Annotated in this window: 23 protein-coding genes; 7 read left to right on the top strand and 16 right to left on the bottom strand. The window is 52.6% G+C overall.

Annotated elements, in window-relative coordinates; all coding sequences use genetic code 11:
- Positions 1-283: 283 nt before the first annotated feature.
- Together hemL and IEW70_RS09935 are read right to left on the bottom strand one after the other, a co-directional pair.
- Entirely contained in the window at positions 284-1,567 is a 1,284-nt protein-coding gene (gene hemL / locus IEW70_RS09940) for a glutamate-1-semialdehyde 2,1-aminomutase (RefSeq protein ID WP_188647770.1), read from the bottom strand.
- A 23-nt stretch (positions 1,568-1,590) separates the two neighbouring features.
- Positions 1,591-1,926, bottom strand: coding sequence for a hypothetical protein (locus IEW70_RS09935; RefSeq protein WP_188647769.1), 336 nt, complete (start codon positions 1,924-1,926; stop codon positions 1,591-1,593).
- A 359-nt stretch (positions 1,927-2,285) separates the two neighbouring features.
- Here IEW70_RS09935 and IEW70_RS09930 point away from each other — a divergent pair, with 359 nt between their 5' ends.
- The gene (locus tag IEW70_RS09930; RefSeq protein ID WP_188647768.1) at positions 2,286-2,603 is read left to right on the top strand and encodes a hypothetical protein; all 318 of its coding nucleotides are present in this window, start codon (positions 2,286-2,288) and stop codon (positions 2,601-2,603) included.
- A 43-nt stretch (positions 2,604-2,646) separates the two neighbouring features.
- Here the strand turns inward: IEW70_RS09930 and IEW70_RS18510 are convergent, their stop codons facing one another.
- The 6 genes from IEW70_RS18510 to hemA form a co-directional block, all read right to left on the bottom strand.
- Positions 2,647-2,760, bottom strand: coding sequence for a DUF4260 family protein (locus IEW70_RS18510; RefSeq protein ID WP_188647767.1), 114 nt, complete (start codon positions 2,758-2,760; stop codon positions 2,647-2,649).
- Between the two features lie 181 nt (positions 2,761-2,941).
- The gene (gene hemB / locus IEW70_RS09920; RefSeq protein ID WP_188647766.1) at positions 2,942-3,916 is read right to left on the bottom strand and encodes a porphobilinogen synthase; all 975 of its coding nucleotides are present in this window, start codon (positions 3,914-3,916) and stop codon (positions 2,942-2,944) included.
- Between the two features lie 15 nt (positions 3,917-3,931).
- Positions 3,932-4,732, bottom strand: a complete 801-nt coding sequence (locus IEW70_RS09915; protein WP_188647765.1) for a uroporphyrinogen-III synthase — start codon at positions 4,730-4,732, stop codon at positions 3,932-3,934.
- On the bottom strand, positions 4,729-5,658 hold the full coding sequence (hemC, locus tag IEW70_RS09910; RefSeq protein ID WP_188647764.1) for a hydroxymethylbilane synthase: 930 nt from the start codon (positions 5,656-5,658) through the stop codon (positions 4,729-4,731). Before hemC ends, IEW70_RS09915 begins: the two co-directional genes overlap by 4 nt.
- 145 nt (positions 5,659-5,803) lie before the next feature.
- Entirely contained in the window at positions 5,804-6,619 is an 816-nt protein-coding gene (locus IEW70_RS09905) for a cytochrome C assembly family protein (protein ID WP_188647763.1), read from the bottom strand.
- Positions 6,620-6,638: 19 nt separating this feature from the next.
- Entirely contained in the window at positions 6,639-8,009 is a 1,371-nt protein-coding gene (gene hemA, locus IEW70_RS09900; RefSeq protein ID WP_188647762.1) for a glutamyl-tRNA reductase, read from the bottom strand.
- A gap of 206 nt (positions 8,010-8,215) precedes the next feature.
- On the opposite strand from hemA, the gene IEW70_RS09895 reads away from it, so the two are divergent.
- The 3 genes from IEW70_RS09895 to IEW70_RS09885 are packed head-to-tail and all read left to right on the top strand — an operon-like array spanning position 8,216 to position 10,840.
- Positions 8,216-9,226 (top strand): ABC transporter substrate-binding protein, encoded by a 1,011-nt coding sequence (locus IEW70_RS09895; protein WP_188647761.1) that lies wholly within the window; start codon positions 8,216-8,218, stop codon positions 9,224-9,226.
- 25 nt (positions 9,227-9,251) lie between these two features.
- Positions 9,252-10,019 (top strand): ABC transporter ATP-binding protein, encoded by a 768-nt coding sequence (locus IEW70_RS09890; protein WP_188647760.1) that lies wholly within the window; start codon positions 9,252-9,254, stop codon positions 10,017-10,019.
- Positions 10,016-10,840: an ABC transporter permease gene (locus IEW70_RS09885; protein ID WP_188647759.1), complete on the top strand. Its 825-nt coding sequence runs from the start codon at positions 10,016-10,018 to the stop codon at positions 10,838-10,840. The genes IEW70_RS09890 and IEW70_RS09885 overlap by 4 nt, the downstream gene beginning before the upstream one ends.
- Before the next feature lie 48 nt (positions 10,841-10,888).
- Here the strand turns inward: IEW70_RS09885 and IEW70_RS09880 are convergent, their stop codons facing one another.
- On the bottom strand, positions 10,889-11,539 hold the full coding sequence (locus IEW70_RS09880) for a response regulator (protein ID WP_188647758.1): 651 nt from the start codon (positions 11,537-11,539) through the stop codon (positions 10,889-10,891).
- On the bottom strand, positions 11,529-13,370 hold the full coding sequence (locus IEW70_RS09875) for a GAF domain-containing sensor histidine kinase (protein WP_188647757.1): 1,842 nt from the start codon (positions 13,368-13,370) through the stop codon (positions 11,529-11,531). Before IEW70_RS09875 ends, IEW70_RS09880 begins: the two co-directional genes overlap by 11 nt.
- Positions 13,371-13,612: 242 nt before the next feature.
- Between IEW70_RS09875 and IEW70_RS09870 the strand changes: the two genes are divergently transcribed.
- Genes IEW70_RS09870 through map form a run of 3 tightly spaced genes read left to right on the top strand, consistent with a single transcriptional unit; the run spans position 13,613 to position 15,838 of the window.
- Positions 13,613-14,569: a DMT family transporter gene (locus IEW70_RS09870; RefSeq protein WP_188647756.1), complete on the top strand. Its 957-nt coding sequence runs from the start codon at positions 13,613-13,615 to the stop codon at positions 14,567-14,569.
- An 18-nt stretch (positions 14,570-14,587) separates the two neighbouring features.
- Positions 14,588-15,061 carry a hypothetical protein gene (locus tag IEW70_RS09865; protein ID WP_188647755.1) on the top strand — a complete coding sequence of 158 codons (474 nt, stop codon included), beginning with the start codon at positions 14,588-14,590 and terminating at the stop codon, positions 15,059-15,061.
- A 36-nt stretch (positions 15,062-15,097) separates the two neighbouring features.
- A complete protein-coding gene (gene map / locus IEW70_RS09860; RefSeq protein ID WP_268234860.1) occupies positions 15,098-15,838 on the top strand; it encodes a type I methionyl aminopeptidase in 741 nt (246 codons plus the stop codon).
- 87 nt (positions 15,839-15,925) lie between these two features.
- On the opposite strand, the gene IEW70_RS09855 is transcribed toward map, so the two are convergent.
- The 6 genes from IEW70_RS09855 to IEW70_RS09830 form a co-directional block, all read right to left on the bottom strand.
- A complete protein-coding gene (locus tag IEW70_RS09855; protein ID WP_188647753.1) occupies positions 15,926-17,029 on the bottom strand; it encodes a D-alanine--D-alanine ligase in 1,104 nt (367 codons plus the stop codon).
- 94 nt (positions 17,030-17,123) lie between these two features.
- Positions 17,124-17,723 carry a ribosome biogenesis GTP-binding protein YihA/YsxC gene (gene yihA, locus IEW70_RS09850; RefSeq protein WP_188647752.1) on the bottom strand — a complete coding sequence of 200 codons (600 nt, stop codon included), beginning with the start codon at positions 17,721-17,723 and terminating at the stop codon, positions 17,124-17,126.
- Positions 17,704-20,046, bottom strand: a complete 2,343-nt coding sequence (lon, locus tag IEW70_RS09845) for an endopeptidase La (protein ID WP_188647751.1) — start codon at positions 20,044-20,046, stop codon at positions 17,704-17,706. The genes yihA and lon overlap by 20 nt, the downstream gene beginning before the upstream one ends.
- A 190-nt stretch (positions 20,047-20,236) precedes the next feature.
- Positions 20,237-21,916 (bottom strand): ATP-dependent protease LonB, encoded by a 1,680-nt coding sequence (gene lonB / locus IEW70_RS09840; protein WP_188647750.1) that lies wholly within the window; start codon positions 21,914-21,916, stop codon positions 20,237-20,239.
- 131 nt (positions 21,917-22,047) lie between these two features.
- Positions 22,048-23,265: an alanine racemase gene (locus tag IEW70_RS09835; RefSeq protein ID WP_188647749.1), complete on the bottom strand. Its 1,218-nt coding sequence runs from the start codon at positions 23,263-23,265 to the stop codon at positions 22,048-22,050.
- 12 nt (positions 23,266-23,277) lie between these two features.
- Positions 23,278-24,408: a lipid II:glycine glycyltransferase FemX gene (locus IEW70_RS09830; RefSeq protein WP_229751916.1), complete on the bottom strand. Its 1,131-nt coding sequence runs from the start codon at positions 24,406-24,408 to the stop codon at positions 23,278-23,280.
- Between the last annotated feature and the right edge of the window lie 298 nt (positions 24,409-24,706).

Genomic DNA, 24,706 nt, shown 5'->3' with positions numbered 1-24,706 from the left:
ATCTGTCCGTTTCGAAACACAGCGTAACTTTGGAACGAGCGACCTCCTTGAGTGCGATGACCAAGGCGCGAGCCGAAGAAAAGCTTGTGTGCACTCACAGGCACAAGTACCCGCAGCCCCCGTCACACCATTGTGCTATTTCCAGGTCGTGCCTCGTTCTATGCTCCGTCACTAGGTGCGCCGTTCAAAGGTCTTTCCTTGTGAGATGTGCTCTCTTCTTCCCGAAAATGGATTTGTCAACAGCCCCGAAGCTCCGATGATGGGAGCCTGCCTTCTCTTCTGTTTACAGCTGTTTCAACGCTTCCCGATTCGCCTCCAGTGTCCGGTCGATATCTTCATCGGAATGGGCTGTGGAGACGAACATGCCTTCAAACTGAGACGGTGCGATGGAGATCCCTTGATCCATCATCAATTTGAAGTAGCGGGCAAACTTTTTCAGGTCGGACTTGCAGGCCGTCTCATAGTTGACTACCTTTTCCCCAGTAAAGAAGGCGCAGACCATGGAGCCTACACGATTGATATGGTAGGGAATTCCCGCTTCCTCAAAGTTTTGTCGCAAGCCCTCTTCCAAGCGTGCCGCTTGTCGGTTCAGGGCATCGTAGGCCTCGGGTGTCATATGAGTCAAGGTTGTGTAACCCGCCGCCATCGCCAGCGGGTTGCCGGACAAGGTGCCGGCCTGGTACACAGGCCCCGCCGGAGCCACCCACTCCATGATCTCCCGGCGTCCGCCGTAGGCACCAACCGGCAATCCCCCGCCGATCACTTTACCAAGGGTGGTCAGGTCCGGTGTGATGCCATATAAACCTTGAGCCGAATGGTAATCCACCCGGAAACCGGTCATCACTTCGTCAAAGATGAGGAGGGCTCCATAGTGGGAGGTAATCTTGCGCACACCTTCCAGGAAACCCGGCTCCGGCGGGACGACTCCCATGTTGCCCGCCACCGGCTCGATGATGACGGCGGCGATGTCGTGGCCGAACTTTTGGAAGGCAATCCGCAGGCTGTCCAAATCATTGTACGGCACGGTCAAGGTATTTTGCCCCGTATTTTCCGGCACGCCAGGGCTGTCCGGCAGACCCAAGGTAGCCACACCGGATCCCGCTTTGATCAGAAGGCTGTCCGAGTGACCGTGGTAACAGCCTTCAAACTTGAGGATTTTGTTCCGTTTTGTATAAGCGCGAGCCAGACGCAAGGCGCTCATGGTCGCCTCGGTGCCAGAGTTCACCATCCGTACCACTTCAATGGACGGAATCCGTTCCGTTACCAGCTTGGCCAGCTTCGTCTCGATCTCCGTCGGCGCTCCAAAGCTGGTGCCTTTCGCAGCCATTTCCTGTACCGCTTCCACCACAGCCGGGTGGGCATGCCCCAAAATGAGCGGACCCCAGGAACCGACATAGTCGATGTATTCGTTGCCATCCACATCATACACCCGGGACCCTTTTCCCCGTTCGATGAACACCGGTTCCATATCCACCGATTTAAAGGCACGGACTGGACTGTTCACTCCGCCGGGAATCACTTGTTTCGCTTCAGCAAAGGATGCCGCCGATTTTTCATAGTTACGCAAGGGCTATTCCTCCTTATCCAGATCTACATCAACAATTCAAACCCGTAGAGAACCCCTCTGCCCAACAATTTTACATGGGAATGGGGCCCGACTGCGACCTGTTCCACTTCCGCTTCCCCTTCCAACGGCTTGCCGCCGGCAGTCTCCATATGGAGTGTCACCTGCCGCCGGTCATAGTAGAAACAGTCGTCCAACACATCGGCACTCTCTGCGTTCATCCCTTGAATATATACATACCAGTTTTTCAAATTGCCGGGTCCCGGTGCATTCACTGTTACCTCCGCCTTCCAAAAACGGATCGGGAACCGTTTCCCGTCCGTTTCCACCTCAATCCGCCCCAACGGAAAGGATTCTTCCACCTTCAGCTTGCCTCCTTGCAACGGCGTCTATGTAGCTTTGTTTCCTCTGCTGACGGGTCATACAAAAAAGCACTTCCAACACGTAAAGAAGTGCTGACCTCACAATCTCCCGATCAAAGGAAACTGCTCTTTCTATTTTAGAATATCACAAGGCGGGTACCAAGGCCCAAGGAAAATCGGCGATTTGGCATAACCCGCATCATCGGGATATCAATAAGAGCCGAGTGACCTTTAAAAAGGATTCACTCGGCTTCTCTCCAATAGTTTAGAAAGGGGGAATATTGTATGTCCAGCAACTCCATAATCCAATGGGTATTTTCAGTATTTTGCTTTTGACAGGACTTGGAGGAATATATTTTTTGAGAAAGCTGGGGAAGCCGCTGAAACAGCCGGTGTTTCCTCTGATGGCCTGGTTTTTGTGTTTTGCGGGGATGACATTCTACAACGGCTACTACAAAATCAACCTGGATGATCATGAGCTTCCCGTCAACAAAAGATGGGCGGAAGCCATTGCTTTGAAATGGGAAAACGGGGGGCGCCATGCCTTTACGAAGGGTCCTTTTGTTCGGGATGCCATCCGCGATCAAGGAGTTAATTTTCGCGTGATTTTACGCCACGAGGTCGACGGCTGCACCCGGAAAGTTATCGACGTCGCACAAGCAACGGAAAAATTGTGAATGAGCGGACAGACCGGTCTATGTGTGAATAGGTTGCATACACTTATAATCTTTGTATGTGAGTATGTTTGAATTGGTCATATTTAAGCCCGAATCCAAGGGTCCAGTCAAAAGCAATGTGCGCGATCCAAATCAACGAATCTGCAACAACAGACATGGTTCATTTTTTGTTTTATGGCTCGCCATAGGCTACAGCACGGCAGTTACAAAAAACCTTCTATAGCTCATCATTTGCTTCTCGCCGCATAGAATCTTTCTTTTAAAGCGGCTTCCCTTGTTTACCCAAGAGTTTTTGGAACAATAAAACCTGCTGACCCAATCGGGTCAACAGGTTCCTCTCAACCTTCCCGCAACCAGCGGGCAGCCTCCTTGGCGTGGTAGGTGAGGATCAGCTCCGCACCAGCGCGTTTGAAACCGGTCAGCATCTCCAAGACGACGGCCTTTTCGTCGATCCAGCCCTTTTGGGCTGCTGCCTTGATCATGGAGTATTCGCCGCTGACGTTGTAGGTGGCGACGGGCAGGTCGAACCGTTCCTTCAGCCGGTGGATGATATCCATATACGCCATGCCCGGCTTCACCATCAGCATGTCGGCTCCTTCCGCCACATCGGATGCAGCTTCCCGCAACGCTTCCCGGGCGTTGGCCGGATCCATCTGATACGTCCGCCGATCGCCGAACTGGGGTGAAGAATGGGCGGCATCCCGGAAGGGTCCGTAGAAAGCGGAAGCATATTTCACCGCATAGGAGAGAATGGGGATCCGCTCGAAGCCGGCTTCATCCAGTCCCTCCCGGATGGCTGCCACAAAACCGTCCATCATGTTGGAAGGAGCGATCATATCCGCTCCGGCTTCTGCTTGGGAGACGGCGGTTTGGGTCAGGAGTCTCAACGATTCGTCGTTCAGGATCTCTCCCTCTTCCACCGTACCGCAATGTCCGTGATCCGTATATTGACACAGACAGGTATCGGCGATGACATACAAGGAAGGATAGCGTTCCTTGATGGAACGAATCGCCTGCTGCACGATCCCGTTTTCAGCATAGGCTTGGCTGCCGCAGGCGTCCTTTTCTGAGGGCACACCGAAGACAATCACCGACGGAATGCCCAGCTCTACGACTTCGGACAACTCTTCATCGAGCCGATCCAGCGAGTAGTGAAACACTCCGGGCATCGAGGGGACTTCCTCTTTGATCCCTTCGCCTTCCACCACAAACACCGGTGAGATGAAGTCCTCCGCTGCGACGTGATGTTCACGGATCATGCGGCGGATATTTTCACTGCTTCGCAAACGGCGATGACGCGCAAATGGTTTCACCTTGTATTCCTCCTCTTATTCGTTTCCCGCTATCTCTGTCACAGCCTGAATCAACCCGTCCAGGGAATGGGGTTCGGCCACAGCATCCGGCTCCACTCCTTTTTCCCGGAGCGCAGCCGCCGTGCTGGGGCCGATGCATGCCGTCTTCACGCCGTCCAGCAACATGTGCCAGTCCGGCTCCACCCGTTGAATAGCCTGGATAAAGTTGTGTACGGTGGAGGAACTGGTAAATGTCACGATATCCACCTCTCCGGCACGAAGCTGCTCTACCATCCGGTCCGCCCCTTTGGTCCGCGGGCGGGTTTCATATGCGACGACATCGGTCACCCGGCAACCCAACAGCTCCAGCTCTTCCAACCAGGCACGGCGGGCAAGATTCCCCCTGGGGAACAAAATCTCCTCTCCCGGCTGCACAGCGGGAGCCAGCGCTGCAGCCAATGCCTCGGCGTGATTCTGTTCCGGTGTGATCAGCACGTGCAGTTTTCGCTCCTTGAGTGCTTCCGCCGTTTTGGGCCCCACAGCAGCGGTGCGGATCGTTTGCAGTACCCGTGTATCCTGCAGGCGCTCATCCATACGGCGGAAAAAATGGCGCACTCCGTTGGCGCTGGTAAATACCAGCCAGTCAAAGGTCTCCAACCGATCCAGTGCCGCATCCAGGGGATCCTCATCCGCCGGACGGGTGATCTGGATCACCGGAAAATGAACCGGCTCTCCCCCCAGCTCCCGCAAGCGGCGGGCAAAGGCTTTGCTCTGCTTTTCAGCCCGGGTGATCAGGATGCGCTTTCCTTGCAGAGGCAACTCCTCCGATCTTGTCATCCATCCAACCCTTCTTTCACCTCAGCCAAAAGCTCCCGCGCCCCTTTGTCCAGCAGTTCTGCAGCCAGCAGCCGGCCCGCTTCTTCCGGATCCTTGTGGCGTTGCTCGCCCTTCAGCACACGGCTTCCGGAAGGGTGGGCAACCAAACCGCGCAGCAGAACCTCTTCGCCCTTCTGCACAGCATACCCGGCGATGGGCAGGTGACAGCCCCCTTCAAATGCGTGCAAAAAGGTGCGTTCCGCCCGCACGGTACGGTCAGTGGCCGGGTCGTGCGCCTTTTGGAGCACTTCCCGCATCTCTTCATCTTCTTCCCGGCACTGAACCGCCAGCGCTCCTTGGCCGACAGCCGGAAGCATAACCTCTTCCGGCAAGTACTGGGTTACTTTTTCCTCCCAGCCCATCCGGGAGATCCCCGCCGCTGCCAACACGATGGCATCAAATTGACCTTCCATCAGTTTCCGATAGCGGGTATTGAGGTTGCCGCGAACCGGCTCCACTCTTAAGTCCGGCCGATACGCCAAGAGCTGCGCCTGCCGGCGCAAGCTGCTTGTTCCCACCAGCGCATTTTCCGGCAGCTCATCCAATGTTTCTCCGTTCCGGGAAAGCAGACAGTCCCGCGGATCTTCCCTGGAAGTGACGGCACCGAAGCACAATCCATCCGGCATGTCACCGGGCATATCCTTCATGCTGTGTACCGCCAGATCGATCCGTCCGTCCAGCAGGGCCTGTTCGATCTCCTTGACAAACAAGCCTTTCCCGCCCACTTTGGACAGGGTGACGTGCAGAATCTGATCCCCTTTGGTCACAATCTTCTCTTGCCGCATGTCCCACCCTGCGGGAAGGTGATCGGCCAAACGGTCCATCACCCATTGTGTTTGGGTGACAGCAAGCTCGCTTCGCCGGGTTCCTACGACAACCCTTCGCATCTTTCGCCCTCCTCTTCTATGTAAGAAAAAGCCGCCCCCAAAGCGGACGGTATGTTGCGACGTCGTTCTTCCCTCTCGCTCTCTTACCGTACGTACCGTCAAAGAGCTCGATGAAAAAACGGCCGGCCGCTTCCAGTTCACAGATTTACAACCATTGGTGAAAGGATAAACCTGCACTGGAAATGATGTAGTTGATCAAGATGGTGCAAAAGGACAAAACACTCCACCAGGCCAGCCGCTGTCCGTTCCATCCTTTGACCACCCGTTGGTACAAAAAGGTGGAGTATGCCGCCAGCACCAACAGGGAGCCAAAGATTTTGGGATCGTACCAGAATCCCCCGCCCACCTTTTGATACGCCCAGATCATCCCCAGAACCAAGGCGAGCAGCAGGAGCGGTACACCGCCGACATTCATCCAGTAGGCCAATTCCTGCAGACGGCCCAAGCTGGGCAAGCGGCGAAGTGTCTGGTTCCACCGCTTTTGTTTCAGCAAGTAGCTGCCCACCAAATACAGCACCGCAAACACCGTGGACAATGAAAAGAGCGCATAAGCCAAAAAAGCGAGGGTCACATGGATGAATACCAACTCGGACAACAAAGGCCCTGTCAAGGCAGAAGCCGTTTCCGGCCGGATAAACAAATTGACGGCGGAAACGGCAAAACCGACCACATTGGCAGCGAACACGAACAAATCCATCCGGTAAAACCGGTTAATGATCAATGTAAAGGTGACCAAAGCCCAGGAATAAAATATGAGGGAATCAAAGCCGGTCAGCGCCGGAAAGATTTCCCCCAGCCGGACGGCAAAAAAGACGGTTTGGGAAATCCAAACCACCACTAATAACCAGAGAGCCAACCGACGGGCGTTTTTATTGGGATGCAGCAAATCAGAAAAAGCAAACAACAGGCTCAGTGCATAAATATAGATGATAAAGTCGTAAAACCAGTGCTCGGCGAACAACTGGGCCTCCTCCTTCTGTTCACGAACGGATGGAAACCCCGCCTGCGGCAAAGGCCGGACGCTGGAAGTCCGCGTTTGTTGCTCCGGCTTCGCTCTCCCGACCTTCGGCGGCTTCCTTTTTGCGGAGCTCCTCTTCCAAGGCAAACAGCGTCACAAACATATCCAACGCTTGCTCCCGTTCCGAAGTGGCCGCCAGCTCCTTGATCCGTACCACAGGATCTTTCAAAAGCTGATTTACAATGCTTTTGGTGTGTTTCCGCAACACGCGCTTTTCCCGTTCGGTCAATTCCGGAAGCTTCCGCTCGATGCTTTTTATCGTCTCTTGCTGAATCGCCAACGCTTTTTCCCGCAGGGCGGTGATCAACGGAACCACGCCCAAGGTCTGCACCCACTCCTGGAACTGTTTCACTTCTGCAGTGATCATCGCCTGTGCTTTTTCGGCTTCCTGTTTCCGCAGTTGAATATTGGCGGCGACGATGTCTTGCAGATCGTCGATATCAAACAGAAATACATTGTCCAGCTCATGAACCGACGGGTCGATATCCCGCGGTACGGCAATATCGATCAAAAACAGCGGATATGTCCGTTTGTGCACGGCCTTCTTTACTTCATCCCGCCCGATCACTGTAGCAGGCGCGCCGGTGGAGCTAACGACGATGTCCGCTTCCCGCAGGGATTCCACCAAACGGGACAGGGGCCGGGCCTCGCCGTTGAACTTGCGGGCCACCTCCATCGCTTTTTCCGTCGTCCGGTTCAATACCAATACCCGATCCGCTCCAGCCTCATGAATGTGCTTAGCGGTCAACTCCCCCGTTTCGCCGGCGCCCAAGAGCAACACCGTTTTCCCGGTAAAGGAGCTAAACATCTTTTTCCCCAACTCAACGGCGGCATAACTGACGGAAACGGCATTCTCGCCGATTTCCGTCTCGGAATGAATCCGTTTGCCCAGAGCGACTGCCTGTTGGAACAAACGGTTAAACATCGTTCCGGTGGCTCCTTCATCCTGTGCGGTGAAAAAGGCGTGTTTTACTTGGCCCAGGATCTGGGTTTCCCCCAACACCATGGAATCCAAACCGCTAATCACTTGGAACAGGTGGGTAACGGCTTCTTCTTCTTCCTTCACATACAGGCTGTTTTCAAACTCTTCCTTCGCCATCCCGAATTCCGCTTCCAAAAACGCTTTCGCGTAATATTTCCCTGTGTGAAGCTGATCACAAACCACATACAACTCCAATCGGTTGCACGTGCTGACAATCACGCCTTCCAGGATGCTTTTCATATGTTGCAACCGACGAAGCGCTGTTTTCAGACCGTCGGGTGAAAAGCTCATCCGTTCCCGCAGTTCCACCGGAGCTGTCTTATGGTTGAATCCCACAACGATGATGTGCATGATATCCACCCTCAATCCAACCCGGGATCCTCTTTATCTTCCCGGAGAACAGTTGCAGAGCCGCCCGATCTTTCCACTTCAGTCAAAGCTATTCATGTCCCATTATATCACAAGGTATTCCGTTGCCCAAAAGGGAGGTGTGAACAGAATTTGACGCCCCGGCATACGATAGCATCAGCCCATTTTTGTGAAAGAGGTGAACCCTCATGATTCGATACCGCATCAGCTTTCTCTTGGTTATTATCGCATGCCTCGCCGTCGCGGCCTGCGGTTCTCCCGACTCCGGCAAGAAGGACGGATTGGAGACGTTGACTGTCGTGGAGGTAACCCACTCTTTGTTTTACGCACCGCAATATGTCGCCATCAACAAAGGATTTTTCAAGGAAGAAGGCATCGATGTCCAATTGATCGAGGGTTTTGGCGGAGACAAAACGATGACGACCCTGCTCTCGGGTGATGCGGACATCGCGTTGGTCGGAGCAGAAACAGCAGTCTACGTCACCGCCCGGGGAGCCCAAAACCCGGTTGTCGGCATTGCTCAGCTCACCCAGACCGACGGCTCTTTTTTGGTATCCAGGAAGCCGGACGATGATTTTGAGTGGAAAGACCTGAAAGGGAAGACCCTGTTAGGGCAACGAAAAGGCGGCATGCCCGAAATGGTTAGTGAATACGTGCAGCGCAAACACGGACTTTCGCCACACCAAGATGTCACCATCATTCAAAATGTAGACTTCAAAAACCTGGGGTCGGCCTATTTGTCGGGTACCGGAGATTATGCCCAGCTATTTGAGCCCCTCGCCTCCAAGATCGAGCAGCAAGGAAAGGGATATGTAGTCGCCTCTTTTGGCAAAGACAGTGGCAAACTTCCGTACACCGTTTACCTGACCAAAGCCTCCACCATTCAGGAAAATCCCGAACTCTTAACCCGTTACATCCGTGCGATATACAAGGCACAACAATGGGTGGATACCCATTCCCCCGAAGAAATCGCCGAAGCTGTCGCCCCGTATTTTCAAGACACGGACAAAGAGATTATCGTCAACGTATTGGACCGGTACAAATCCCAGGATTCCTGGGCAAATAACCCGATCATCGACCGGCAGGAATATGATCATCTGCTGGAAGTGATGGATCAGGCGGGGGAGCTGCCCGGCGATGTTTCTTATAACGAAGTGATTCATATGGAACTGGCGAAAAAAGCAATTAAGAAACCCTGAGGCATACGAAAGGAGGGGACGGAACATGTCCGGTCACGCCGCCATCGAAGTCCGACAGGCGAGTAAAACATATCTGAGCAAGCAGGATCAGGTGGATGCCCTGACGGCTGTCTCCTTCCGAGTCATGCCCAGGGAATTCGTCACATTGGTAGGTACCAGTGGTTGCGGAAAAAGTACGGTTCTCTCTATGATCGCTGGCTTGATTTTTCCTACCGAGGGGGAAGTGCGGCTCTTTCATGAACCTGTCCGTGGACCCTCCCGGCGGATCGGGTATATGTTGCAGCAGGATTGCCTCCTTGACTGGCGCACCGTGGAACAAAACATCGCCTTGGGATTGGAAATCCAAGGCCAGAAAAGCGACGAAATGATGAAACACGCCCGTTATCTTCTAAATGAATTGGGCTTGGGTCACACGTTATACCAGTACCCTTCCCAGCTCTCAGGCGGCATGCGGCAACGAGTGGCCCTGGTGCGCACTTTGGCTGTGCAACCGGATGTTTTGTTGTTGGATGAACCGTTCTCCGCTTTGGATTATCAAAACAAGCTTCACTTGGAAATGTTAGTGACCCGAGTCCTGAAACAGCAAGGGATGCCCGCATTGTTAGTCACTCATGATCTGGAGGAAGCTTTGGCCGTCTCCGACCGCATCCTCGTCATGGGGGGACAGCCCGGCACAATCCGGCGCACCATGGAGATCCCTAACGATCTGCGGAAGGCCAACCCTTTGGATGCCCGGGCCCATCCCCTGTTCCGCCCGCTGTTCCAGGAGTTATGGGGGGAGATCGACCAATGAAGAAAAAACATCACAAACCGCACCGGTCCCAGCTTCACGCGAACTATGTTCGGCGTATCCGTATACAAGAGTTCTGGGTTGTATTCACCCGGATTGCATTATTGGTGCTTTTCATCGCCGGATGGGAATACAGTGCCGATGCAGGTTGGATCGATCCTTTTCTGTTCAGCAGCCCTAGCCGGATCACGGAGCTCTTTATCCAGATGGCGGGGTCCGGGAACCTGTTCCATGACATACTTGTCACTACTGTGGAAACCATTCTCGGATTTGCCCTGGGTACGCTCGGGGGCATCTCCCTGGCCACGCTGATTTGGGCCTCTCCTTTTTTGTCACGCGTACTGGACCCTTATCTGGTCGTTTTAAACAGTATGCCCAAAGTAGCCCTGGGTCCGTTGTTTATCGTAGCCATAGGCGCCGGGTACGGATCGGTTTTAGCTATGGGAGTGGCCATCACCATCATCATTACCACTCTGGTGATCCACACCAGTTTTCAAAGCGTCGACCGGAACTATCTTCGCTTGGCCCGCTCCTTCGGCGCCAGCCGCGGACAACTTTTTCGCAAAATCATTTTTCCCGCTTCCATTCCTGACATGATCGCCGCCCTGAAAGTGAACGTGGGGCTTTCCTGGGTCGGGGTAATCGTCGGTGAGTTCCTGGTATCCAAAGACGGTTTGGGTCACCTGATCATCTACGGTTTCCAGGTATTTAACCTCAACCTGGTATTGATGAGCCTGTTGATCGTGGCCGTCTGCGCCACTGTGATGTACAAAATCGTCTATTGGCTGGAGAAGCGCCTGTTGAAGTACCGTATGGCGGAGTAGAATAAAGATCACGCAAAAAGGAGCAGCTTCTTCCGCTGCTCCTTTTTGCTATTCCAACATCACCAGTTCATGCTGAATCGCATAAATGATCGCTTGGGATCGACTTTTGACCCCCAGCTTCTTCAAAATGTTGCTTACATGAATCTTCACGGTTTTGTCGCTGATAAACAGCTGTTCCGCGATTTCTTTGTTGGACAGGCCTTTCACCATCAACTGGAGCACATCCAGCTCCCGCGGAGTGAGAGAATCGTCATTGCCCCGACGGTCGGTCTTCTTCTCTCCGCTCAAATTGTCCAACAGCTTCCGTGCCATCACGGGATGCAAGGTGGATTCACCCCGGGAAGCGGAGCGGATCGCTTCAATCACGTCGGAGGAGGGCGCATCTTTTAACAGATAGCCGGTAGCACCAGCCCGAATCGACTCATATAAGTATTCATCCCGATCGTACATGGTCAGGACCAATACGGCAATCTGTGTATTTTTGGCCCGAATGCGACGGATTGCTTCCACTCCGCTCATTCCAGGCATGTTGATATCCATCAATACCACGTGGGGTTCCAACTCTTCAATCATCTGCAGCGCTTCGGCACCGCTGTTCGCTTGCCCCACCACTTCCATGTCCTCTTCCAGGCTGATGATATTGGATAATCCATCCCGCAATACGGCATGATCATCCACCAACAGTACATTAATGGGCATGAACAGCTGCCTCCTCCTCTTCTTCAATGGGTATCGTCAGTATAACTTTGGTCCCCTCTCCTTCCCGGCTGTCAAATTGGAGGGCGGCACCCAATTGCTGCGCACGCTCATTCATTCCGACAATCCCGTAACGCTTCTGGGCCTCGGCTTTCCATACGGCTTTGCCCAAAGAAAAGCCGACTCCATCATCTTGTACTACCAGCCTTACTTCCTCCGGTTCATAAGCGAGCGTCACCCGCACTTCATCGGCTTGTGCGTGTTTGGCGGCATTGTTGAGCGCCTCATGACAGACCATGTAGATCGTTTCATCTACATCGGGCTTTAGGGGATAGGATTCTCCTTCTGTCTCAAAAATGGCATCCACACCCGTCTCGTTTTGAAAGGCCTCCACTCTCCGGCCCAACGCCGGGATGAGCCCAATTTTGGCCGCCGGTGACGGACGCAGAGCGGTGATGGAATGACGCACTTCTTTTAAGCCGTCTCGAAGCTTAATGAGACTCTCTTCCAGCCACTCCTTTACTTTTTCCGGGTGCTTATCAAATACCCGGAGGGAAGACTCCACCTTCATCAAAACACCGGCAAAAGACTGGGCGATACCGTCATGGATTTCCCTCGCCATCCGGTTTCGCTCTTCTGCCACCACCCGCCGTTCCCGCTCCTGCATCAACCGGGCGTTGTGCAAGGCGATCACCGTCTGACTGGCCAACACCTGCAAAAAGGAAAGATCCACATCTTCATATCCGTAGCGTTCCGCCTTTGCCAATGTGATCACCCCGAGAACTTCCCCGTCCATTTCCAAGGGCACCGACAGCATCGAACGCACATCTTCCATTAACTCTGCATCATGATGGCACCGCGGATCCAACCGTACATTGGGAACCATCGCGGTTCGGCCGTGGGAAGCCACCCAGCCGCTCAACCCGCGGTTTAACGGGAGAGACTCCTTTCGCAGCCTTTCATTGTAAACCCCTGCCGTGACGGATGGATAGAGCCGGCCATTTCGCAACAGATAGACAACACCATATGTATAGTCCACCACCTTAGCCAGAGGGACAAGGGTTTGTTCCATCACTTTGCGCAAGTCAAGATTTTTGTTGATCCCGGTAGATAGCAAAAACAGCAATTCCAATTTCCGCTTTTTTCGGATGAGACGGGCGATCACATTGGAAAGAATCGCAAATGCGACCAAAGGTGTAAAGAAAAACGCAAATGCGAGGGGGTCGGTTTCATATTTCTGTTGCAACATGCCCAACATCGCTCCGCAATAGAGCAGAGACAACAGCAATAAGCCGGATTCCACCGGCCAGTTTTGAAACCAGTGCTTGGAACGACGTGTCATCGGACGAAGACCGTCGATGACATCCCGAAGAGTCTTGCTGACGATTTCATAGATCAAGACGTAGAGGGTGATACCCAAAAAAGGACCCCAAAACCCTTCACTCTTTAACAGAGACTCGCCAAATGTATACACGATCTTATGGGCGGCAAACAAGCCAAGCAGGGTATATCCTGTCCGAAAAGCCCCGCTGGAAAAAGAATGCTTTTTCAACCAGGTAACCGCCAACACTATATCGATAAATATCAGACCCGCCATTCCCGGAGAAAACAAAAAGCTGATGGCAAATAAGAGCGGAAAATGAGCCGTCACTCTACCGCCATAATCGGGAAACGGGAAAAATTCCGTAAAAAAGAGGAGTGCAGCCAATGTAAACAGATGAAAATAACTCCATGCAAAGCTGGTTTTCGTCATCAGCGATACAGCAACCAAACTCCACGCAAGCAATACGACAGACCAACGGCACACCCGTTCCAACCAGTTATGCCAACTCATGCTTCAACCCGCCATTCCATTGATGATGATTTCCAATAAATCCTCCATCCCCCCATCAAGACTTATGTCAAATAAAAATAAAGCTATGTAAAACTTAGTCTAATACTACCATACCTTATTTTTACGGATAGCAAAATACCCCTTTTCACACAAGGTTTTTTGCTGATAGAATCGGAAAAATATTTTTCATGTTGTATTATATTATACTATTATATAAAGATACATAGGAAAGGGGTTGCCGTATGGGTAGACACAGATGGGTCGCCGAACTTTCGTTGTTGGGAATCACTTTTATCTGGGGAGCCACCTTTGTGGTCGTCCAGAATGCGATCACCGTCCTTCCGCCCTTTTCCTTTCTTGCGGTCCGCTTCGGCATCGCTTTTCTTTCTTTAGCGGCAATTCTGGGATGGCAATCCCGCCAGAAACCTACAGAGTCCCTCCGGAACCCATCCGGCAGAGGCGGAATATTGCTGGGAGTCTGGCTCTTTTTGGCGTATGCGTTCCAAACCTACAGCCTGATCTATACGACTTCCGGCAAATCCGGCTTTCTTACCGGAATTTCTGTCGCGCTTATCCCCTTACTCAGCTTTTTTATCCTGGGTATTAAGCCCGCGAAAAGTGCCTTGGCGGGAACGGGTTTGGCTGTGGCAGGCCTGTATTTATTGGCTTTTACCGAGTGGAACAGCATTAACCGCGGGGACATTCTTGCCTTCTTGTGCGCAGTTTCTTTCGGGCTGCAGATTGTCTTTACCGCCAAGTTTGTACCCCATTCCAACACCTTGGCGCTGGTTACCTGGCAAGTGGGAGTCGTCTCCGGGCTGAGTCTGGCAGCTACTTGGCTGTATGAGCCTTGGGAACGTCTGCTTCAACCCGAGCTGTGGTGGACGCCGGAAGTAGCCGCTGCGCTGTTGATTACTTCCCTGTTGGCGACCGTGCTCGGTTATGTGGGGCAGACTTACTTTCAGCGATTCATCCCTCCGACTCGGGTAGCCCTCATTTTCACCATGGAGCCGGTCTTTGCTGCACTCACCGATTTTCTGTGGATGAGCGTCCCGCTCACCCCCCGTTCCTTGGCAGGATGTGCGCTGATCTTTGCCGGCATGGTGTTGGCGGAGTGGAAAGGGACCTCCCATGACGAAAAAAATGACCAACGGGAGGATCCTCCATCTCTTCCCGCATCCGGGGACATCCGAAACTAGCAGAAAGAGGAATGATACATGCGTGGAAAGACAGCCGGCTTGATTCTTGTTGTTGCCGGTATCGTATTGTTGATGAGAGAGTTGAACTGGCCATATAAGCAGTTATGGTTGAACCCGGAAATGATGCTGATCGCAGCAGGGTTTGCCGTCATGCTTTATGCCGGCAAGCGAAGTACGCATCCCCGGCTGCTCCTGTGGGGAGGAATCGTCAGCGGACTGGGTGTTCATCTATGGGGGCTGCATTATATCCACGGCTGGCCGGAGCACTGGAGTGTGCTCCCCATGATTCTCGGGGCTGCCTTTTTCATGGACGGCCTCTTCAAACGCAATCGACGAAATCTGTGGATCGGCATCCTAATGCTGCTGGCCGGATTTTTTGCCCTGCCTGTGCTGCAACGCCTCCCGCTTCTCGGTTCTTTTTCCGCTGAGATGAATAGAGTATGGCCCTTGTTTCTGATTCTATTGGGTCTTTTGCTCACACTCAAAAAATAAACTGTACCAACACTTTCGTGAAAGGAAGTGTCCGATCTGATCAAATCCGCCGAGGAAATTCAACGAATGCACCGAGCAGGCAAGCTGCTGGCCGCTTGTCACCGTGAAATCGCCCGCCGGATCCGGCCGGGAATCACAACACAGGAAATTGATCAGTTTGTTGAATCCTATTTGGCGATGCATGGGGCTACTCCGGAACAAAAAGGATATATGGGGTATCCCTACGCCACCTGCACCTCTGTCAATGATGTGGTCTGCCACGGGATGCCGAACACCTCCCCCTTGCAGGATGGCGATATCGTTACCATCGACATGGTCGTTAACCTGGATGGATGGCTGGCCGATTCTGCCTGGTCCTACTCCGTAGGCACCATCTCTTCGGAAAAACAACGCTTATTGGACACAACCCTGGAAGCGCTGAAAGCGGGGATCCGACAAGCCCGGGTAGGCAACCGGATCGGTTATATCTCCCACGCCATTCAATCTCTGGCCGAATCGAAAGGGTACAGCGTCGTCCGGCAATTTATCGGCCACGGCATCGGGACACGGATTCACGAAGATCCGCCCGTCCCTCATTTCGGCGAACAAAACAGCGGTATCATGTTGTTGGAGGGAATGGTGATCACGATTGAACCCATGCTCAATATCGGTTCCCCTGAGGTACGGATAGATCCGGATGGCTGGACAGCCCGCACCGCGGACGGAAGCCTCTCGGCCCAGTATGAGCACACGGTGGCCATTACCCGCAACGGACCGCTCGTGTTGACGGAGCAATAAAGAAAACTCAAAACCCATCATGATGCCGAGTTGGGTATATCAACTGAGAACAGCTTCGCCCGCACCGATCATGGTGCGGGCTCTCCTTTACTCCACGTCAACCTGTGTGGTCAGCTGTTTTTTCTCTTCGTGGCGTTCCAGCGCCAAGTCGATCAACTTGGTAATCAACCGGGAATAGGGCAGCCCCGATTTCTCCCACAAAGTGGGGTACATACTGAACGGGGTAAATCCAGGCATCGTGTTGATCTCGTTGATCAACACTTTCCCGTCTGCCCGCCGAACGAAAAAGTCTACCCGGGACAAGCCGGTGCAATCGATTACCCGATACGCTTGGACCGCCAGCCGGCGAATTTCCTCCAGCGTTTCCTCCGGAAGTTCAGCCGGGATCCGCATGACCGATTTGCCGTCAATGTATTTGGCCCGGTAGTCATAAAACTCGTTGGACGAAACGATTTCACCGGGAACGGAGGCTTCGGGTTCATCATTGCCCAAGACGGCCACTTCCACTTCCCGCGCATCGATGAACTCTTCCACGACGATTTTGCGGTCGTATTTAGCAGCGAGCTTCATCGCATGCAACAGTTCCTCCCGGCTTTTCGCCTTGGAGATACCCACGCTGGAGCCCAGATTGGCCGGTTTGACGAAACAGGGATAGCCAAAAGCTTTCTCTACTTCGTTCAATACACCCTCTGGATCCTTTTCCAGCCGGCTGCGCAAGAAGTACGTAAAACGGCCTTGAGGAAGCCCTTCATCTGCAAACACTTTCTTCATCATGACCTTGTCCATCCCCACTGCAGAGGCCAAAACACCGGCTCCTACATAAGGGATGTCCGCAATTTCCAGCAATCCCTGAATTGTTCCGTCTTCCCCATAAGTTCCGTGCAGAACGGGAAACACTACATCGACGGCATCCCAATCCATCACCGGCAGTTGGGAAGCCTCCTCTTCGGCTCGGACCACCGGCAGTTGGGAAGCCAACTGATCCAGTTGATCCTGTTCCATTTTCCCTTTCAGAGCCGGCAATGCCCGCTCTCCAATTCGCCAGACTCCTTCCCGGCTGATGGCAACGGGAATGACTTCGAATCGTTCCCGGTCTATGGCCTGGATCACGGAAGCCGCCGACTGCAGAGAAACCTCGTGCTCTCCCGACTTGCCTCCAAACAATACAGCTACGCGCAATTTTTTATTCAAGTCCTCTCCCGACCTTTCCTGTCCTTCTCTCATCTGATGAAAAAATCTTAGCCGGTTGTAACCTATTCCGGTCGTTGCGGAATGGTCCCCGTCTTTAAGAAGCAGGCTCCTTTTCTAAGAAACGGAGAATCGCGCTCCAAAGTTCCTCTTTCCCTTCCCCCGTTTCCGAAGAAAAAGCAACCAGCGGATCTTCTCCATGGATGTTCAACCCGTCTCGTACCTGCTTCAAATGCTTGGCCCTTTTTCCCTTCGCGATCTTATCTTGCTTGGTGGCCACGACGATGGTTGGAATACCGAAATGCTTCAGCCAATCGTACATTTGTTTATCGTCCTTGGTCGGAGGATGGCGCAGGTCAATAACCTGAATAACTCCGCGTAATGTTTCCCGGCTTGTGAGGTACTTCTCGGTCATTCGTCCCCAGGAAGCACGGACTGCCTTGGATACTTTGGCAAAACCGTAACCGGGCATGTCGGCAAAATAGAGATCCTCATTGATCCGGTAAAAGTTGATGGTTTGTGTTTTTCCCGGTTTGGAGCTGGTCCGGGCCAGATTTTTGCGGTTGATCAGTTTATTGATCAAGGAGGATTTGCCTACATTGGAACGCCCGGCCAGAGCAATTTCCGGCAGGGCGTCGGCGGGGTACTGCTTGGGTTGTACAGCACTCATCGTAAATTCAGCTTGTTTTATTTTCATCGGGATCCCTCACCAAAGCCAGCTTCAATACTTCATCCATATGGCCGACCAAGGAAATCTTCAAGTCCTTGCGCACACTTTTCGGGATGTCTTCCAGATCCTTTTCATTATCCTTAGGCACCAAAATGTGCGTCAATCCCGCCCGATGGGCGCTTAACGCCTTCTCCTTCAGTCCGCCGATGGGTAACACACGGCCCCGCAAAGTCACTTCTCCCGTCATCCCTACTTGTTTGGACACAGGTACACCCGACAAGGCGGATACCAAAGCGGTGGCCATGGTAATTCCCGCAGAGGGTCCGTCTTTGGGAATGGCGCCTTCCGGCACATGGATATGGATATCGTTTTTCTCATGAAATTCCGGGTCGATCCCTAACTCTTTGGCACGGGTACGGGTATAGCTGAATGCGGCTTGGGCCGATTCTTTCATGACATCTCCCAGCTTTCCGGTTAACGTCAGCTTCCCTTTGCCGGGCAGCACACTGACTTCGATTGTCAACGTGTCGCCGCCTGCAGCGGTCCAGGCCAAACCGGTGGCGGCCCCCACCTGATCTTCTTCTTCCGCTTTGCCGTAACGGAATTTTTCCGGGCCCAAAAACTGCGGCAAATTCTTGGCGGTCACAATCACTTTTTTCTTATCGCTGGTAACCAGCTGTTTGGCCGCCTTGCGGCACAGTGTCCCCACTGTCCGTTCCAGGTTGCGAACACCCGCTTCCCGAGTATATTGCCGAATGATTTTTTGTATGGCATCCGTATTGATCTGCAGCTTCTCTTTGGACAGCCCGTGTTCTTTAATCTGTTTGGGAATCAGGTACTCTTTGGCGATCTTCTCTTTTTCCAGTTCGGTATATCCGGAGATGTACAACACTTCCATCCGGTCCAAGAGCGGTTGCGGAATATGATGGATCGCGTTGGCGGTGGTGATAAACATCACCTTGGATAAGTCGTAAGGGATTTCAATGTAATGATCGCTGAAGTTCTGGTTTTGCTCCGGGTCCAGTACTTCCAGCAAAGCAGAAGCGGGATCTCCACGGAAATCCATCGACATTTTATCAATCTCATCCAGCAAAAATACCGGATTGGCGGAACCAGCGGATTTCATACCCTGAATGATCCGGCCCGGCATCGCTCCGACGTAGGTACGGCGGTGACCGCGAATTTCCGCTTCATCCCGAACACCGCCCAAAGAGACCCGGACAAATTGGCGGTTCAAGGCACGGGCGATCGACCGTCCCAAGGATGTTTTCCCCACCCCCGGCGGACCTGCCAGACAAAGAATCGGCCCTTTCAAGCGCTTGACCATTTTTTGCACGGCCAGGTATTCCAAGACCCGCTCTTTGGCTTTTTCCAGACCGTAATGGTCTTCATCCAAAATCCGTTCCGCCTTATTAAGATCCAGGTCATCTTCTGTCTGCTTATTCCACGGCAGATCCAACAACCACTCCACGTACGTCCGGATGACTCCGCCTTCCGCAGAAGAGGTCGGGATTTTTTCCAAACGCTGGATCTCTTTTTCCGCTTTCTCTTTCACATAATCGGGCGCATCCAGCTCCTCCAGCTTTTTCCGGAGCTCTTCCACTTCCCCCATACGCCCTTCTTTTTCACCCAGTTCTCGCTGGATGGCTTTCATCTGCTCCCGCAGATAGTACTCTTTTTGTGTTTTTTCCATCTGTTTTTTGACGCGCTGGGAAATCTTCCGTTCCAGTTCCAGTACTTCCCGTTCGTCATTCAAGATCGTCAATAAGGTTTCCAGTCGGTTACGGATGTCCACCGTCTCCAGGATTTTTTGTTTATCTTCCATCTTGAGGGGCAGATGAGAAGCGATCACATCCGCCAATCGGCCCGGTTCATCAATGTCCGAAACCGCAGAGAGGGTTTCCGGGGATACTTTTTTAGATAAGCGCAGGTACTGTTCAAAGTGATCCAGCACCGAACGCATCAAGGCTTCTACATCTATTTCGTTAACTTCTGCTTCGAAAATCTCCTTTACGCGCACCTGATAAAACGAGTCCGTCTTCACAAATTCCAACAGCCGTGCCCGACGCAGCCCCTCCACCAGCACACGGATCGTCCCGTTGGGTAGTTTCAGCATCTGCCGAACCCGGGCCACCGTCCCCATTTTATAAATGTCGTCGGGTGTCGGCTCTTCAAGTTGAACCTCGTTCTGCGTCGCAAGGAGAATAGTGTCGTCATCCACCATCGCCTGCTCCAGGGCTTTTACGGATCGCTCCCGGCCTACGTCCAGGTGCAGTACCATGTTAGGGTATACGAGAAGCCCCCTGAGCGGCAGCAATGGCAGAATGCGTTCCTCCTCTTTAACAGCCATGTATGCACCCCCGATGCTGCTACAGGTCGAATTTTAGGGTTGAACTTTGTACGATTTTATCTTATTCGCTCTTTTTTGTCCATGACAGTGCTCGCCAATAGGAAAGGCATAGCGGCCATTGACGTTGGAGTCTCCCATTTCTATTCGCGCTCTTGCCGATGGCAAAGGTCCCCGTCATAAAGCCTCGCCTTCATACAGGAGCCGAAGAGGCGGACAGCATGTTCGTCTCCGTGACAAATCCGGCTTCTGCTTCTTCCTGCTCTTGAAATGCCTGTTTCAGCACCTCGTCAATGTGTCGCACGGCAATCACTTGAATACCCTTCATTTCACGGAAAATGGCCTGCATGTTTTCTTCCGGAATCAATACGCGGGTCGCCCCCGCTTGTTTGGCTGCCGCCACTTTGGCCACAACGCCGCCGACGGGTTTGACTCCACCGTGGATGCTTAACTCCCCGGTCATTGCCAACCGGTTATCCACCGGCTCTTTTTTGATGGCCGAATAGATAGCGGCGGCCATCGCGATGCCGGCAGAAGGACCATCCAACGGCACCCCACCCGGAAAATTCACATGCAAATGGTATCGGTAAGGATCGATATCCGTTCGGCGCAATACCGTCAATACATTTTCTACGGAACTGCGAGCCATACTTTTCCGGCGCAAAGTACGGGATCCTCCACCCAGTTCTTCTTCATCCACCATACCGGTGATGCGCACGGTGCCTTGCTCTCCATTTTGCACCGAAACCGCCGTCACTTCGATTTCCAACAGCGTCCCCATGTTGGGACCATAAACCGCCAATCCATTGACCAGGCCGACTTGGGGGACGGGGGGCACTTTTTTATCCGGACGAGGGGTGAGCTGGGAACTGTGCACCACCCATTCCACATCAGCAGCATGGATGTTTTTTCGCTGATCCGTCAATGCCAACCCGCTCGCAGTCTGAACGATGTTGACGGCTTCTCTTCCATTGGTGGCATATCGCTGGATCACTTCTACCGCTTTGGACTCATAATGAAAGCCCAACCGCTGAAACGCGCGGTGTGCGATGCGGCTGATCTCTTCCGGCAACAGCGGGCGGAAATAAATCTCCATACACCGGGAACGGATCGCCGGGGGGATTTCCTCCGGAGTCCGCGTGGTGGCTCCTACCAACCGAAAGTCCGCAGGCAAACCATTCTGGAAAATATCATGGATATGACTGGGAGTCTGGGTATCTTCCGAACTGTAATAGGCACTCTCAAAATATACCTTACGATCCTCCAGCACCTTAAGCAGCTTGTTCATCTGCACCGGGTGAAGTTCCCCAATCTCATCGATAAACAAGATGCCTCCGTGGGCTTTGGATACGGCTCCAGGCTTGGGCTGCGGGATTCCTGCCATCCCCATGGCACCCGCACCTTGGTAAATAGGATCATGAACCGAGCCGATCAGGGGATCGGCAATTCCCCGTTCATCAAAGCGGGCAGTGGTGGCGTCTATTTCTACAAAACGGGACTCCTGGGTAAACGGCGAGTGAGTGCTTTTTTTGGCTTCTTCCATGACCACGCGGGCCGCAGCCGTTTTACCTACCCCCGGGGGGCCATAAATGAGTACATGCTGCGGGTTGGGACCGCACAAGGCTGCTTTCAAGGCTTTCAACCCCTCTTCCTGACCGACAATGTCTTGGAAGGAAGAGGGACGTGTCTTTTCGGACAAAGGTTCCGTCAGCGCTATTTTGCGCATCTTGCGCAGTTTATCCATCTCTTTTTTGGACTCTCTGTCTACGGCTGATCGATTGGTCTGCTGATTACGGAGCAGATTCCAAAAATACAACCCGATGACGATCGAGAAAAACACTTGGAGAATCATGATTAAGACAGTCCAACTCACTGCTGTTTCCTCCCCGTTGCTGGTCTTTGGCGGGTGACCGCCGAATCGTCTATAGTATGACCTTCGCTTCAGGGGGATAGTCAGTAAAAATCCCGCTCCAACCGCATCATTGCGGAGGGCGGGATAAACGTTTATGACGGCAGCAGGGCACCTACTGGCTTTTCCTTCACATCATCTTGCTCTTTAGTTGCAGATGTTTCCACTTCCGATCCGGTGGTTTCCGCCGGTTTTGAATCCGTCTCCACATACCGGTCGAAGGAAGCAGTCGTCATCCGCATGTGGATGGAAACTTCTTCCCCAACCGCAGGAAGAGAATCTTTTGATGAGAAAAAGAGTACGGATGTCTGCATATGAGGCGGCTCAGCAAACCACAGCCGTTTCCCTTTATATTGAAAAGGACTCAAGTGGCGGTTTATCAGGCCGAATAGCCAATAGGCTGTCGCCTTGAACCAGCCCCGAAGGCCTTTGACGATGGCCGGAGCTTCCAGGCCTACGCCGTTGGCCGTTCCGCCGGAGACATAGACCAAATAGCCTGATTGACGGGCGGGCCGCTGCTTGTAACCGAACCGCTCTCCTTTGCGAATAGGTTTAATATCCAACACCCGGCTGCGGATCTCAAAAAAGGACTTGTCATGCAGCCAAAGGTCGGTACCCAATCGCATGACAAACTGAACATCGGAATGACGATTACGCAGCTGCAAATAATGATCCGATGAGAGATGGCTGACATAGAACACTTGGGCTCCATCCTTTTGAATCACTTTCAGCCATTCTTCGATCTCCCGGTCCTTCTCCGCTTGGCCAATGCCCTCTTTTGGGAAGTGAATGGAAAACCCTTGAACTTCAAATCGGAAGCGGCCTGTGCGATTGTGTTCATCCAGCCATCCACGGGTCTTTTCCCACTCCAATGGTGAAAATCCGTACCGTTTCATGGAGGACTGACATTTAACCAATATCCGAATCGGAATCGGGCCATCGCTTTTGGCCCATACATTCTCTTGTTGCCGGATCAGATGCTCGAACTGGGTTAAGAGGTGTTGAAGGTGGGCCTGACTTCCTACCGTAAACACCCGATTGGACTCCAGGTCTGAATAATCCAACGCGGACAACACGGGTGTAAGGATGATCATTTGGTCAAAGGAATGCGTATCCTCCAACTCTCGTGCTTCTTCCACCGTCCCAACGGCAATCCGGGTTTTTCCCACAGTTTTGGCTGCATCCGCCAGGGACTCATTTCCGAATCCATACCCGTTTCCTTTGATCACAGGCAAGTAATCCGGAAAACGATGCTCCATTTTCACCAGATGTGCTAACCAATCCTTTCGGTTCACATAAAGGGTGAGACTCACGGAAATAACACCTCAACGTTTTTTCATGTACATTTCAAACGCCCAATGCAACAAAGGCTGCAGCGGATAGTCCCATTCACCAATCATCTCACAGGCTTCCCCGCCAAAGCCCAGTTTAAACCGCAGCAATCCGAAGAGCGGAGAGGATTCATCCAGGGTGTGGCTAATACCCCGGAAGTCATACGTATGTGCTCCAAGGGCATGAGCGTCCTGAATCATCCGCCACTGAATGGCGTGGTTCGGCATCTTTTCCCGCTTTTCGTTGCTGCTGGCTCCATACAAATACCATGTATGATCATTGGAATGAATGGCCAAAGTGCTGGCCAACAATTCACCTTCATACCGGGCCATGTACAGTTTGATGCGGTTCGGATCCTCTTTCTTCAACGCCTGGTACATCCGCTGAAAATAAGCGAAGTTGCGGACCATGAATTTATCCCGCTCCGCAGTCACTTTCAGCAAATCGTAGAACTCCTGCAAATCCTCTGCCCCGCCGACGGTAACTTCCACGCCTTGTTTTTCCGCCTTGCGCACGTTCCGGCGCCAGTTGGTATGAAAACCGGCAAACACGTCATCCAACGTGCGGCCCTTCAACGGCAAACGGAAAACGAATTGCGGCTGAACAGCAGAAAAACCGTCGCCGTCTCCGCCTTTTTTCTTCCAACCCATATCACTCAAAGCTTGCTGCAAATATTCGACATGGGGATCCACTTCATCCGGGCCTACGTCCCACAACGTTTTATCTTTGAGGTTGTGTTCACGCACTTCCTTCAAGTACCGCTTAATGGTCGGGGTTTTCCAACGGGCGCGTACCACGGGCGGATCCATTTTTACAGAGAATACATTTTGCCCCCGCAGATATTCGAAGAGGGGTTCAAACCATTGCTGGATATCTTTGGTCCGCCAATCGATGATGGGCCCTCTCGGTATGTAAGCCAGATATTTGTTCAAACCCGGCAGTTTACGATACAAAACCAGTCCGCAGCCCACCATTTCCTTGTGTTCATTAAACCAGCCCAACAGGTCGTTACGCCATTCGGTCTTCACTTCTGCCCACGAAGGGTACTGCAAAAAGTTTCCCAATTCCTGCTTTTCAATGAAGGATAAATAATCCTCACGCGACACTGTTTCAACGTGCATCATGAAAACCGACACTCCAGTTCTCCTGTGATCTCGTCAACGTGCAAATAGTAATGAATAAGGTCTTGATCGTCGTTAGTATTCTACCACAAAACCGGTTCTCGTGTGGGAAAAATGGTATGCAATGCGCGTAAATACAACCATGGCAGGATGAAAAGAGGTTCAATCTATGGGGAATGAAGGTTTCCGACCATATGCCGCACATGCTCCCGGGATCTCAATGGTACATTGAACGGATTTCACCTATGTGGAAAGTAGTACTCCACAAGATTTCCGCAATATATCCACTTCTCCATCCAAG

Source organism: Marinithermofilum abyssi, assembly GCF_014641195.1.
Taxonomy (GTDB): Bacteria; Bacillota; Bacilli; order Thermoactinomycetales; family DSM-45169; genus Marinithermofilum; species Marinithermofilum abyssi.
The sequence above is the reverse complement of the archived record's forward strand: the minus strand, read 5'-3'. Positions and strand labels throughout refer to the sequence as shown.